Annotated in this window: 11 protein-coding genes; 2 read left to right on the forward strand and 9 right to left on the reverse strand. The window is 73.7% G+C overall.

What is annotated here, in order from left to right; all coding sequences use genetic code 11:
- Positions 1-233 precede the first annotated feature (233 nt).
- The gene (locus IO20_RS0118105) at positions 234-1,346 is read left to right on the forward strand and encodes a GDSL-type esterase/lipase family protein (RefSeq protein WP_051874546.1); all 1,113 of its coding nucleotides are present in this window, start codon (positions 234-236) and stop codon (positions 1,344-1,346) included.
- A 4-nt stretch (positions 1,347-1,350) separates the two neighbouring features.
- Here the strand turns inward: IO20_RS0118105 and IO20_RS0118110 are convergent, their stop codons facing one another.
- From IO20_RS0118110 to fmt, 7 genes are all read right to left on the reverse strand, one after another.
- Positions 1,351-2,793 carry a GuaB1 family IMP dehydrogenase-related protein gene (locus IO20_RS0118110; protein ID WP_211270393.1) on the reverse strand — a complete coding sequence of 481 codons (1,443 nt, stop codon included), beginning with the start codon at positions 2,791-2,793 and terminating at the stop codon, positions 1,351-1,353.
- A 101-nt stretch (positions 2,794-2,894) separates the two neighbouring features.
- Positions 2,895-3,260 carry a barstar family protein gene (locus IO20_RS0118115; protein ID WP_051874545.1) on the reverse strand — a complete coding sequence of 122 codons (366 nt, stop codon included), beginning with the start codon at positions 3,258-3,260 and terminating at the stop codon, positions 2,895-2,897.
- Entirely contained in the window at positions 3,257-3,679 is a 423-nt protein-coding gene (locus IO20_RS0118120; protein WP_030551928.1) for a guanyl-specific ribonuclease, read from the reverse strand. Before IO20_RS0118120 ends, IO20_RS0118115 begins: the two co-directional genes overlap by 4 nt.
- An 80-nt stretch (positions 3,680-3,759) precedes the next feature.
- Positions 3,760-4,809 carry a sugar-binding transcriptional regulator gene (locus IO20_RS0118125; protein WP_030551926.1) on the reverse strand — a complete coding sequence of 350 codons (1,050 nt, stop codon included), beginning with the start codon at positions 4,807-4,809 and terminating at the stop codon, positions 3,760-3,762.
- A 153-nt stretch (positions 4,810-4,962) separates the two neighbouring features.
- Positions 4,963-5,646, reverse strand: coding sequence for a ribulose-phosphate 3-epimerase (gene rpe / locus IO20_RS0118130; protein ID WP_030204447.1), 684 nt, complete (start codon positions 5,644-5,646; stop codon positions 4,963-4,965).
- A 149-nt stretch (positions 5,647-5,795) separates the two neighbouring features.
- Positions 5,796-7,208, reverse strand: coding sequence for an RsmB/NOP family class I SAM-dependent RNA methyltransferase (locus IO20_RS0118135; protein ID WP_030551924.1), 1,413 nt, complete (start codon positions 7,206-7,208; stop codon positions 5,796-5,798).
- Positions 7,209-7,348: 140 nt separating this feature from the next.
- The gene (gene fmt / locus IO20_RS0118140) at positions 7,349-8,281 is read right to left on the reverse strand and encodes a methionyl-tRNA formyltransferase (RefSeq protein WP_030551923.1); all 933 of its coding nucleotides are present in this window, start codon (positions 8,279-8,281) and stop codon (positions 7,349-7,351) included.
- Positions 8,282-8,549: 268 nt separating this feature from the next.
- On the opposite strand from fmt, the gene IO20_RS0118145 reads away from it, so the two are divergent.
- The gene (locus IO20_RS0118145) at positions 8,550-9,074 is read left to right on the forward strand and encodes a hypothetical protein (RefSeq protein ID WP_030551921.1); all 525 of its coding nucleotides are present in this window, start codon (positions 8,550-8,552) and stop codon (positions 9,072-9,074) included.
- A gap of 135 nt (positions 9,075-9,209) precedes the next feature.
- On the opposite strand, the gene IO20_RS0118150 is transcribed toward IO20_RS0118145, so the two are convergent.
- Together IO20_RS0118150 and metK are read right to left on the reverse strand one after the other, a co-directional pair.
- Positions 9,210-11,354, reverse strand: coding sequence for a primosomal protein N' (locus IO20_RS0118150; RefSeq protein ID WP_030551920.1), 2,145 nt, complete (start codon positions 11,352-11,354; stop codon positions 9,210-9,212).
- 94 nt (positions 11,355-11,448) lie between these two features.
- Positions 11,449-12,657, reverse strand: a complete 1,209-nt coding sequence (metK, locus tag IO20_RS0118155; RefSeq protein WP_030551919.1) for a methionine adenosyltransferase — start codon at positions 12,655-12,657, stop codon at positions 11,449-11,451.
- Positions 12,658-12,695 lie beyond the last annotated feature (38 nt).

Genomic DNA, 12,695 nt, shown 5'->3' on the forward strand with positions numbered 1-12,695 from the left:
GCATGACAGATCAGGCCCACGGGGGAAGGGGAACCGCCGAGCAGGCGGTCGCCGCCACTCCTGGTACGAGGCATGAGCCTAAGCGCCAGAGGTTCGCACTCGTAATGCAGGGTTGTTGCGCAGTGTCGGATGATCATTGCGCGCTTCGGGCGCAGACGGGGAAACATTGCGCTCCCCCGCATGAATCGACACATCCGGGTGTGAACCGGTGCCCGCGCGCGTATGGACTCCTCATGGCCGATGACCGACGCTGCGCACTCCCGACGACCCCCCGATCGGAGGCCCCGGTGGGCTGGCTCGACCCCGCACCGTTCCTGCGCGGTACCGCCTGGCTGGACGGAGGCAGGGCGGTCCGGGCGGATCCGGCGGACCTGGAGCGGCTGCCCCGGGACACCGCCGAGCGGGCCGCGCTGCCCATCGGCGTACGGCTCGCGTTCACGGCGGCGCCGGGCACGCGCGCGGTGGAGCTGCGCTATCGCGCGGCCGTGCCGGAGCCGGACGACCCCTGGGCGGGGCTGCGCCACTGCTTCGCGCTCTGGAGCGGTACCCGGCTCGTCGGCGAGACCTGCGTCGCCCCGGCGGCCGAGGGCGCGGTGAGCCTGCCGCTGCCCCCGGGCGGCGGTGTCTTCGCCGTGCACCTCCCGGAGGGCCAGTCGCCCGTGCCGCTCGCGCTGCGGGCCGTCGGCGGCGCCCTCTCCCCCGCCCCGCCGTCGCCGCGCTGGCTGGTCCACGGCGACTCGATCACGGAGGGCTGGTGGTCGACCCGCCCCGCGCACTCCTGGCCCGCGACGGCGGGACGGCTCCTCGGCCTCGACCCGGTGAACCTCGGGTACGCGGGCGGGGCGCGGGGCGAACTGCCGCTCGCCGAGCAGCTGGCACGGCTGCCGGGCGAGGTGATCACGCTCGCGTTCGGCACCAACTGCTGGTCCCGCGTCCCCGCGACGGCCGACTGGCTGTACGCGACCGTGCGGGCCTTCGTGGGGCTCGTCCGTCTCGGCCATCCGCGGACCCCGCTGCTTGTCGTCTCGCCCGTCCTGCGCCCGGAGGCCGAACACACCCGCAACGCCCTCGGAGCGACCCTCACAGAGCTGCGCAGGGCCATGGAGCGGGCCGCCCGGGACCTGGCGGCCGAGGGCGACGACCGGCTCCTGGTCCTGCCGGGGCGGTCCCTGCTCGCCCCGGAGCACCTGGCCGACGGGCTTCATCCGAACGACGCGGGACACGCCCGGATCGCTGCGGCCGTGGCGGGCGTCCTGCGGCCGTACCTGCCCGTCGGGCTTCCGCGACAGGGGAACGCCGTGGGCCCCGGAGAGGATGTCTTCGGGGCCCACGGCATACGGCGGTGAGGAACTAGCTCCAGCTGGCGTGCAGCGGCTTGCCCTCGGCGTAGCCGGCGGCGGACTGGATGCCGACGACGGACTTCTCCTCGAACTCGGCGAGCGAGCCGGCACCGGCGTAGGTGCAGGAGGAGCGGACGCCCGCGATGATCGAGTCGATCAGGTCCTCGACGCCCGGACGCTGCGGGTCGAGGAACATGCGCGAGGTGGAGATGCCCTCCTCGAACAGCGCCTTGCGGGCGCGGTCGTATGCGGACTCGTCGCTCGTGCGGTTCTTGACGGCGCGGGCCGAGGCCATGCCGAAGGACTCCTTGTACGCACGCCCCTGGGCGTCGTGCTGGAGGTCGCCCGGGGACTCGTACGTACCGGCGAACCAGGAGCCGATCATCACGTTGGACGCGCCGGCGGCGAGCGCCATGGCGACGTCGCGCGGGTGCCGGACGCCACCGTCGGCCCAGACGTGCTTGCCGTACTTCTTCGCCTCGGCGGCGCACTCCAGGACGGCCGAGAACTGCGGGCGGCCGACGCCGGTCATCATGCGGGTGGTGCACATGGCACCGGGTCCGACGCCGACCTTGATGATGTCGGCGCCCGCCTCGATGAGGTCCTTGACGCCCTCGGCGGCGACGATGTTGCCCGCGACGATCGGGACCTGCGGGTCGAGCGCCCGCACGGTCCGGATGGCGGAGATCATCGACTCCTGGTGGCCGTGCGCGGTGTCGATGACGAGCGTGTCGACGCCCGCGTCGAGCAGCTGCTTGGCCTTGCCCGCCACGTCGCCGTTGATGCCGACGGCGGCGGCGATGCGCAGCTGCCCGTTCTTGTCGACGGCCGGGCTGTAGAGCGTCGCGCGCAGCGCGCCCTTGCGGGTGAGGATGCCGACGAGCTTGCCGTCCGCGTCGACCGCGGGGGCGTAGCGGCGGTTGGCGGCGTCGAGGGTGTTGAACGCCTCGCGCGGGTCGATGTCGGCGTCCAGGAGCAGCAGGTCCCTGGACATGACCTCGGAGAGCTGGGTGAAGCGGTCCACGCCGGACAGGTCGGCGTCGGTGACGACGCCCACCGGGCGGCGGTTCTCGTCGACGACGACACCGGCGTCGTGGGCGCGCTTGGGCAGCAGCGAGAGCGCGTCGGCGACGGTCTGGTGGGGCTCCAGGACGATCGGGGTGTCGAGCACGTGGTGGCGGCTCTTGACCCACGAGATGACGTCGGTGACGACCTCGATGGGAATGTCCTGCGGGATGACGACGAGGCCACCGCGGCGGGCGACGGTCTCGGCCATCCGGCGGCCGGCGATGGCGGTCATGTTGGCGACGACCAGCGGGATCGTGGTCCCGCTTCCGTCCGGCGAGGAGAGGTCCACGGCCTGGCGGGAACCGACGGCCGAGCGGCTCGGCACCATGAACACATCGTCGTACGTCAGGTCGTAGGGCGGCTTGACGTCATTGAGGAAACGCACGTGCTGACATCCCAGTCGTTCGGATCGGCCCCTAGGCATTTCAGCCAGGGGAAAAAGCACGTAGTTCATTGTCCCACGGCGGTCCGGGTACGGGACCCGGGCTAATCATCCGAGCCTTGCGCAGGCTCGCCTGTCGGATCCTCCAAACCGCCGAGCGAGAGGAGGACGGCGAGGCCTTCGACGCTGGCGCGGGCCGCCGCGGAGAACACCTCCTCGACGGTCGCCCACTCGTCCGGGCTGGCCTCCGCATAAGCCTGCCAGCCGGTCACCACGATCGCCATGGGTTCGCGCATGTCGGCGAGGGAGTCGGCGAGGGCGTCCCAGTTGCGCCCGAACCAGACGGGCAGCGGGAGGGCCCGTACGCAGCGGTTCATGAAGGCGGTCTTGTCGGTGACCCCGTGCAGGTCGAGCACGAGGGGGCGGGAAAGGTCGGGGGCCCCGTGGCCCGTGCGGTGGGTCGCGTTCATGAGCCGACCACCTCCCGGAAGCTCTCGTAGTGGTCGTCGGTGTAGTACGTCTCCCCGCTCCCCCCGGTGACGATGCGCCGGGCGCCGCGATCGCGTTCACCGGGGGTGGGGACGGTGTACTCGCGGTAGTGGCCGCGCGGTCGCCGGGGCAGGATCCGCTCGAAGTTGCCGAACACGGCGCCGTCCTTGGCGTACGGGAAAGGGCCGCCCCGCGCGATGAGCGCCAGCGTCTCCCGTGCCTCGGGAGGCAGGTCCGCGACCCGGACCACCGGCAGCGTGGAGGCCCTGCTCGCCGGTGCGGACGCGACGGTGGTGCCGCCGGGCGGTGTCGGGGCGGGATCGCCGCCCGAGCACCCGGTGAGGAGGAGCGAGACACCGGCGAGCAGCGCGAGCACGGCCCGCGCGCACCTGAGGATCATGGCCCCGATGCTGCCATCGAGGCGCCCGGGGCAGCGCCCGGACGCGCCGCCCCCGGGGGCCGAGGGCGGCGGGATCCGCCTCAGCTGAAGTCCGGGTCCTTCCGGTCGAGCGCGGGGTGGGTGCCCGGGCTGGACTCGGTGAGCAGATAGTCGGCCGCGGCGCGGTCGGTCACCAGGCTGGTGACGAGCCCGGAGCGCAGCACCGCGCCGATCGCGGCCGCCTTGCGCTGGCCGCCGGCGATGGCCACGACCTCGGGGATCCGGCGCAGCCGGTCCGCCTCGACGGTGATGCACCGCTCGCCCAGGTCACGGCCGACCCGGCGCCCCTCGGCGTCGAAGAGGTGCGCGGACATCTCGGCGGCGACGCCGAGGGAGGCGTAGTGGGCGCGCTCCTCGTCGGAGAGCATGTCGTGGACGGTCGAGATGCCGGGCTCCCAGGAGCCGATGGAGACGCAGGCGACGGTCACCTTGTCGAAGTACTCGAAGGCCCGCGCGATACCGGTCTGGCCGCGCAGTGCCGCCGCCGTCGCCGGGTCGGGGAGCAGCATCGGCGCGTAGATCGGGTGGGCCTCGCCGCCGGAGACCTGGGCGGCGCGGCGCACCGCCTCCACCGAGCCGCGCTCGGCGGTCCCGGCGTCGTACACCCCGGTGAGCTGGACGACCGTGCACGGCGGCAGCCGGTCGAGCGCCGCCGCCATGTGAATGGTGGAGCGGCCCCAGGCCAGGCCGAGGACGTCGCCCTCGTTGACCAGCTCACCGAGCAGGTCGGCCGCGACCTCGCCGAGGTTCTCCGGGTCGGGCGACTCGTCCTCGCCCTCCGCCGGCGACTCGACGACGACGGCGTGGCGGAGCCCGTAGCGGGCGCGGAGCGCGTCGGAACGCTCGGCGTCCAGCTCGGCCGGTACGCGGATCTCGATACGCACGAGGTCGCGCTCCAGGGCGGTCTCCAGGACCCGGGCCACCTTGAAGCGGCTCACGCCGAACTCCTCGGCGATCTGGATCTTGGACTTGCCCTCGAGGTAGAAGCGGCGGGCCATGGCCGCCGCCTGCACCAGCTCCGCGGGGCCCATCCGCAGGGCCGACCGTCCCGCCGACATTCCCGCCACCGCGATCTCCTCACTGCTGTTCATGTACCGCTGTTCGTGCACGGCCGGCTGTTCACATACCGATGTTCAGGTACCACTGTGGTTCACACTCTGGACTCGCCGTCCATCCTGTCAGATCCGGCGGGCCTTGATCAGTCCTGTCGGCGGCCCGACGGGCCGCGTTCATCCACCGGAGGCTCAGTGGCCACACGCCCACGGGGCGGAGGCCGTGACGGCGTCCGCGCGGGCCCGGAGGGAGGCGACCGCGGCGGCCGGATCGGCCGCGCCGTAGACCGCGGAGCCCGCCACGAAGACGTCGGCGCCGGCCTCGGCGCACCGCTCGATGGTGGACTCGGCGACCCCGCCGTCGACCTGGAGCCACAGCTCCAGGCCGTGCTTGGAGATCAGTTCACGGGTGCGGCGGATCTTCGGCAGCATGATGTCGAGGAAGGCCTGGCCGCCGAAGCCGGGCTCGACCGTCATGATCAGCAGCATGTCGAGCTCGGGGAGCAGGTCCTCGTACGGCTCGATGGGCGTGGCCGGCTTGAGCGCCATGGAGGCCCGCGCACCCTTGGCCCTGATCTCCCGCGCGAGCCGGACGGGCGCCGCCGCCGCCTCCACGTGGAAGGTGACCGAACCCGCGCCCGCCTCGACGTACTGGGGCGCCCAGCGGTCGGGGTCCTCGATCATCAGATGGCAGTCGAGGGGGGTGTCGGTCGCGCGGGCGAGCGACTCCACGATCGGCACGCCCAGGGTCAGGTTGGGCACGAAGTGGTTGTCCATCACGTCGACGTGCAGCCAGTCGGCGCCGTCGACGGCCTTCGCCTCATCGGCGAGCCGGGCGAAGTCCGCGGACAGGATGCTGGGGTTGATCTGCGCCATGTGCCAAGCCTCCCACGTTCTTGGGTACTTCTTTGCCGCCGAGCGGTTTCGGATCCGGTCCAGACCATTTTCGGTACGAAGCGACGAGCCCGGGCCCGTACAGACCGGGAGATTACGGTCGGCGGCCGGTCGGCCGAACAGCCGGACGGTCAGGCGGTCCGGCGGAGCAGCGCCAGGTACATGGCGTCCGTACCGTGCAGATGCGGCCACAGCTGGACGTCCGGTCCGTCCCCGAGGGCGGGGACGCCCGGCAGCAGCGGGCGGGCGTCGAGCAGCTCGGCGCCGCCGACCTTCTTCAGGACGTCGTCGACGACGACCCGGGTCTCGGCCAGGTGCGGCGAGCAGGTCGCGTACCCCACGACACCGCCGACGCGCACGGCGCTCAACGCCTCGGTCAGCAGGGCGCGCTGGAGCGGCGCGAAGGAGTCGAGGTCGTCGGGGCGGCGGCGCCAGCGGGCCTCGGGGCGGCGGCGCAGGGCGCCGAGGCCCGAGCAGGGCACGTCCATGAGGACCCGGTCGAAGGAGCCGGGGCGCCACGGCGGGCGGGTGCCGTCGGCGGCGATCACCTGGTACGGGCCGGGGTTGCCGGCGAGCGCGCGCTCGACGAGACGGGCGCGGTGCGGCTGCTTCTCGGAGGCGAGCAGGGCGGCGCCGCGCTCGGCAGCGAGGGCGGCGAGCAGCGCGGCCTTGCCACCGGGTCCCGCGCAGCCGTCGAGCCAGCGGGCGTCGGAGCCGTCGACCGGTGCGTTCGCGAGGGCGATCGCGACGAGCTGGCTGCCCTCGTCCTGGACGCCGGCCCGGCCGTCCTTCACCGCGTCGATGGCGCCGGGCTCGCCGCCCTCGGCCATCCGCACGGCGTACGGGGACCAGCGGCCCGGCACGGTCTCGGTGGCCGCGGCGAGCTCCTCCGTGGTGGAGCGGCCGGGGCGGGCGACGAGGGTGACCTCGGGGCGGTCGTTGTCCGCCGCCAGGAGCTCCTCGATGCCGGCCCGGCCGCCGCCGAGCGAGTCCCAGAGCGCCGAGACGACCCAGCGGGGGTGGGAGTGGACGACGGCGAGGTGGTCCTCGGGGTCCTTGTCGTACGGCGGGGCGACCTGCGCCACCCAGGCGTCGAGGTCCTGCGCCGAGATCTTCCGCAGGACGGCGTTCACGAACTTGGCCCGTCCGTCGCCGAGCACGACCCGGGCCAGCTCGACGCTGGCGGAGACGGCGGCGTGGGTGGGGATCCGAGTCCCGAGCAGCTGGTGCGCGCCGAGCGCGAGCACATCCAGCACGGGCGGGTCGACCTCGCGCAGCGGCCGGTCGATGCAGGCCGAGATGATCGCGTCGTACGTGCCCTGGCGGCGCAGCGTCCCGTACACGAGTTCGGTCGCGAGCGCCGCGTCCCGACCGTCGAAGTCGCCCTTCTCCCGGGCCTTGCGCAGGAGCGGCGGCAGCACCAGGTTGGCGTAGGCGTCCCGCTCGTCCACCGCCCTCAGCGCCTCGAAGGCGAGCATCCGGACGGGGTCCTTCTGGGGCCGCCGGTAGGGCTTGGGGGGACGGCGACGTGCCTGCTCGCTCAAAGGTGCTCCGCGTGACGAAATGAGGGGTCGAACCCTCTCAGCGTACGTCCGCGCCCCTCCCCCGCGGAAAACGCCCCTGCCGGGCGACGAGCTCGGGCGGCTCGTCACCGGCGGGACCGGTCCCCCCGGGGCCTCGGCGGTCAGGCCCCGAGGCGCTCGCCCGGGGCGATCCGGACGCCGCGGGCCCAGTCGGCGGCCTTCATCGGCTTCTTGCCCTGCGGCTGGACCCAGAGGAGTTCGACGGCGTACGAGCCGGTGCCCGCGTACACGTTGTTCTTGCCCACGGAGAGCTCGCCCGGGGCGAGGTCCGTGCGGTCCGGCAGCGGGGTGACCTGGATCAGCTTGAGGCGTTCGCCGCGGAAGACGGTCCAGGCGCCGGGGGCCGGGGTGCAGCCGCGGACCACCCGGTCCACCCGGAGCGCGGGGGCGGCGAAGTCGACGTGCGCGTCCTCGACCTGGATCTTCGGTGCGAGGGTGATGCCCTCGACGGGCTGCGGCACGGCCTGCAGCGTGCCGTCCTCGATGCCGTCCATCGTCGCGGCGAGCAGTCCGGCGCCCGCGAAGGCGAGGCGGGTGAGCAGGTCGCCGCTGGTGTCGGTCGGCCGGACGTCCTCGGTGACGACGCCGTAGACCGGGCCCGAGTCGAGGCCCTCCTCGATCAGGAAGGTGGACGCGCCCGTCACCTGGTCGCCCGCCATCAGGGAGTGCTGCACGGGCGCCGCGCCCCGCCAGGCCGGCAGCAGCGAGAAGTGCAGGTTGACCCAGCCGCGGGAGGGGATGTCGAGGGCGACCTTGGGCAGCAGCGCGCCGTAGGCCACGACCGGGCAGCAGTCCGGCGCGATCTCGCGCAACCGGGCGAGGAAGTCCTCGTCGCGCGGCCTGACCGGCTTCAGGACCTCGATCCCCGCCTCCTCCGCCCGCTGGGCCACCGGACTGGCGACGAGCCGCCGGCCGCGTCCCGCCGGAGCGTCCGGACGGGTGACCACGGCGGCCACCTCGTGCCGGCCGGAGGCGAGCAGGGCGTCCAGAGCGGGTACGGCGACCTCGGGGGTGCCTGCGAAGACGAGCTTCATGGGTGGCGACTGCCTGTCTGTCCGGGGGCTTTACGGGCAGCGCACCAGTCTAGGGGTGCCTTGTCGGTCAGGCCGGATCAGGGCCGTCGCTCAGGGCGCCTCCGGCGGAGGGGGCGTACGCAGGGACGAGCGCCCCGCGCATATGCGTGTACGCCCCCGCAGCGTGACCCAACTCCCGGTGGCGCGTTGGTCAAGAGAGATTGACCGATTCGGGTCGCCGTTCCCCTCGCGACCTTTCCCCTTACATGCCGGTTCGAGAGGCTTTCACATGGCCGACCACGCAACCCACGACGCCCAGGCTCGGGCGAGTCTGCACCTGCTGGTGCGGGACATCGAGCGGGTCCGGCGGCAGGTGGACGCACTGCGCACGCTCACGGCCCAGCTGGGCAATGTCTACCGCCCTCGCCGCTCCGGCCCGTCCACGGGCTTCGTCGTCTACGGACGGGCACCCGCCCCGACCGTCCGTCTCGCGCAGGAGCTGCGGGACAGTGTCGAGACCCTGGTGACCGCCGCGGTCGACTTCGACCGCTCGCTCGGTTTCTCCTGGGACGCGGTGGGCTCCGCGCTCGGAGTCACCAAGCAGGCCGTCCACCGCCGTTACGGTGCCCGGCGCGCACCCCAGCCGGGCATCGGCGCCGGCGTCGACCAGGAGCCGATCGTGGAGCCGGGAGTGACCCGCACGCTTCCCTCGGTCCCCGCGGCCCGCTCGATGCCCCCGCAGCCCACCTCGGGCAGCGCCTCCCTCCGCGAGGAGCCGCGTCCCTCGGCCTTCCCGAGCCCGCGCAACGGCTGACCGGGGCGCATCCGAACGGCCGCCGGCCCCCATGGGCAGGCGGCCGTCCCGCGTGTCCGGCCGGCACATCTCGTACGCGACCGCCGTCGCCCGACCGCCCTGCCTGCCCGCCCGTCGCCCGTCGCCCGTCGCCCGTCAGCCGATGTCCGGCGGGTCCACCCGGATCCGTACCGGGTCGCCCCCGCCGCGGGCGAGCCGGCCCGCCCGCGCCTGCTTCAGCGCCGCCGCGAGGGCCGCGCCACTGCCCGGAGGGACCCGGACCAGGGCCCGGTCCCACTGCTCGCCCGGCGGCGGGTCGCCCGGTCTGCGCGGCCCACCGGGCCGGACCACCGGCAGCGGCACCGGACCCAGCACCTCGGCGTCGGCGGGCAGCCCGGCCGCCGCGAGGAACCCCTCGACCGCCTCCGGCGGGCCCGTCACCGCCGCCATCCGGGAGACCGGCGGGAAGCCCAGCTCGGCCCGCTCGGCCAGCTCCCGCTGTGCATGGCCGACCGGGTCCCAGCGGACCAGCGCCTGGACCGGCCGGAGCGTCGGCTCGGCCACCACGACGACGACGCCGCCGCCTGTGCCGGCCTCGCCCTGGCCCCGTACCAGCGAGGCCGCGTCGATCCAGCGGCGCAGCGCCTCCTCGCCCGCGCGCAGATCGGGCCGGCCGAGCATGGCCCAGCCGTCGAGCAGGAGTGCGGCCGCGTAGCCCCCCTCGGCGACCGGTTCGGCGCCCGGCGTGGAGACGACGAGCGCGGGCCGGCCCGGCACGCTGTCCAGGATGTGGTCACGGCCCGAGGTCCTGACCGGCACCGCGGGGAACGCCCGGCCGAGTTCCTCCGCCGTCCGCCGCGCGCCCACCACCTGGGCCCGCAGCCTGGTCGAGCCGCAGGCCACGCAGTGCCAGTCGAGGGCGCCGCGCCCGCACCAGCCGCAGTGCAGCTCCCGCTGCTCGGGGGCCTCGAGGGGCCCGGCGCAGTGCCGGCAGCGGGCAGGCGTCCGGCACCGTTCACAGGCCAGCCTCGGCACGTACCCGCGGCGGGGCACCTGGACGAGCACCGGACCGGTCTTGAGTCCTTCCCGTACGGTCTGCCAGGCCAGCGAGGGCAGCCGGGCGGCGCGCGCGGCCTCGTCGCGGGCGAGTTCGCCGTCACCCACGGTCCGGATCAGCGGAGCGGCCCTGCGGACCTGGTCGCGTCCGGCGTTCAGTGCCTTGGCCCAGCCGGACTCCACGAGCTGGGCGGCCTCGACGGTGCAGCTGGTGCTGCCGAGGAGGAAGGCGCACCGGTCATGGGCGGCGCGGAGCAGCAGCACGTCACGGGCGTGCGGCTGCGGGGCGTGAAGCTCGCTGTGGCTGCCGTCGCCGTCGTCCCAGATGACGACGAGCCCGAGATCGCGTACGGGGGCGAACATCGCCGCCCGGGTGCCGACGACGGCCCGCACCGCGCCGCGCCGCACCGCGAGCCACTGCGCGTACCGCTTCTCGGGGCCCGCCTCCGCGGTGAGCAGCGCGTGCCGCCCCTCCCCCAGGACCGCGGTGAGCGCCGCGTCGACCCGTGCCGCCGCCCGTCCGTCCGGAACGACGACGAGCGCGCCCCGGCCGGAGGCGAGGGTGGCGGCCACGGCACGGGCGATCTCCTCGGCCCAGTACGGGCCCGGGAGCGCGTTCCACACGGCGCGGGGCGTCCCGCCGCGCGCGAGGGACTCCAGGAACGCGGGCCCCCGCTCGTACCGCGTCCAGGTTCCCGGTTCCGGCGCGGTCGGTGGCGGCAGCGGCTCCGGCGACGGGCGGCCCTCGGCCTTGGCGCTGCGCGGCGGCACGGCGAGCTGGAGCACGTCCGCGAGGCTTCCCGCGTACCGGTCGGCGACGGCGCGGGCGAGCCCGAGCAGTTCCGGGCCGAGCACGGGCTCCGGTGAGACGACGTCGGCGAGCGCTGCCAGCGGCCCGGAGTAGTCGGAGGTGGCGCGCCGCTCGACGAGGAAGCCGTCGATGAGCCGCCCGCCCTCCCGCCGGCCGCTCTTGACCTGGTGCGCCCCGGCGCCGAACCGCACCCGTACCCGCACCCCGGGCTGGGCGGCCTCGTCCAGCTCCTCGGGCACCGCGTAGTCGAAGAACTGGTCGAGGTGGAGCGAGCCCTTGTTCACCACGACCCGCGCCACGGGCAGCTCCTTGGCAAGCGCGGCCCCACGCCAGGTCCGCGGCTTGGCCCGCGGGACCTTCGCCTTCCGCACCGTCTCCCGAATGAGCGCGAGCTGCTCGGGCTCTTCGGAGGACTTCTCGTTCTCGCTGCTCACAGCCCCATACCTACCAGACGCCACCGACAGCCGGACATGACCGGAGCCCGGCACCCCGCGAGGGGGTACCGGGCTCCGGTCGACTGCGTCCGGATTACAGGCCTGCGGCCTGCTTCAGGGCGTCCACGCGGTCCGTGCGCTCCCAGGTGAAGTCCGGCAGCTCACGGCCGAAGTGGCCGTAGGCGGCGGTCTGGGAGTAGATCGGGCGGAGCAGGTCGAGGTCGCGGATGATCGCGGCCGGGCGGAGGTCGAAGACCTCGGCGATGGCGTTCTCGATCTTCTCGTTCTCGACGGTGTTGGTGCCGAAGGTCTCGACGAACAGACCGACGGGCTCGGCCTTGCCGATCGCGTACGCGACCTGGACCTCGCAGCGCGCGGCGAGGCCCGCGGCGACGACGTTCTTGGCGACCCAGCGCATGGCGTAGGCGGCCGAGCGGTCGACCTTGGACGGGTCCTTGCCGGAGAACGCGCCGCCACCGTGGCGGGCCATGCCGCCGTAGGTGTCGATGATGATCTTGCGGCCGGTGAGGCCGGCGTCGCCCATCGGGCCGCCGATCTCGAAGCGGCCGGTCGGGTTCACCAGGAGGCGGTAGCCGTCGGTGTCGAGCTTGATGCCGTCCTCGACGAGCTGCTTCAGGACGTGCTCGACGACGAACTCGCGGATGTCGGGCGCGAGCAGCGACTCCAGGTCGATGTCCGAGGCGTGCTGCGAGGAGACCACGACCGTGTCGAGACGGACGGCCTTGTCGCCGTCGTACTCGATGGTGACCTGGGTCTTGCCGTCGGGACGCAGGTACGGGATGGTGCCGTTCTTGCGGACCTCGGTCAGTCGGCGGGAGAGCCGGTGCGCGATGTGGATCGGCAGCGGCATCAGCTCGGGGGTCTCGTCCGACGCGTAGCCGAACATCAGGCCCTGGTCGCCGGCGCCCTGCTTGTCCAGCTCGTCCTCATCGCCCTCGACGCGCTTCTCGTACGCCGTGTCGACACCCTGGGCGATGTCCGGGGACTGCGACCCGATGGACACCGACACGCCGCAGGAGGCGCCGTCGAAGCCCTTCTTCGAGGAGTCGTAACCGATCTCGAGGATCTTGTTCCGGACGAGGGTCGGGATGTCCGCCCACGCCTTGGTGGTGACCTCACCGGCGACGTGCACGAGGCCGGTGGTGATCAGCGTCTCGACGGCGACACGCGAGGTGGGGTCCTCGCGCAGCAGCGCGTCGAGGATGGTGTCGCTGATCTGGTCAGCGATCTTGTCGGGGTGCCCCTCGGTGACGGACTCCGAGGTGAACAGACGACGGGACACAACGCTCCCTGGGGTTGCAGCGGCTGCTGGCTATTCGT

It is taken from the genome of Streptomyces exfoliatus, from assembly GCF_000725545.1.
In the GTDB taxonomy this organism is placed as follows: domain Bacteria; phylum Actinomycetota; class Actinomycetes; order Streptomycetales; family Streptomycetaceae; genus Streptomyces; species Streptomyces exfoliatus.

Excerpts from the sequence above, each read along its gene's own strand:
- IO20_RS0118105 (WP_051874546.1), top strand. The coding sequence starts at position 234 with ATGGCCGATGACCGACGCTGCGCACTCCCGACGACCCCCCGATCGGAG.
- IO20_RS0118115 (WP_051874545.1), bottom strand. The coding sequence starts at position 3,260 with ATGAACGCGACCCACCGCACGGGCCACGGGGCCCCCGACCTTTCCCGC.
- IO20_RS0118120 (WP_030551928.1), bottom strand. The coding sequence starts at position 3,679 with ATGATCCTCAGGTGCGCGCGGGCCGTGCTCGCGCTGCTCGCCGGTGTC.
- IO20_RS0118125 (WP_030551926.1), bottom strand. The coding sequence starts at position 4,809 with ATGAACAGCAGTGAGGAGATCGCGGTGGCGGGAATGTCGGCGGGACGG.
- rpe (WP_030204447.1), bottom strand. The coding sequence starts at position 5,646 with ATGGCGCAGATCAACCCCAGCATCCTGTCCGCGGACTTCGCCCGGCTC.
- fmt (WP_030551923.1), bottom strand. The coding sequence starts at position 8,281 with ATGAAGCTCGTCTTCGCAGGCACCCCCGAGGTCGCCGTACCCGCTCTG.
- IO20_RS0118145 (WP_030551921.1), top strand. The coding sequence starts at position 8,550 with ATGGCCGACCACGCAACCCACGACGCCCAGGCTCGGGCGAGTCTGCAC.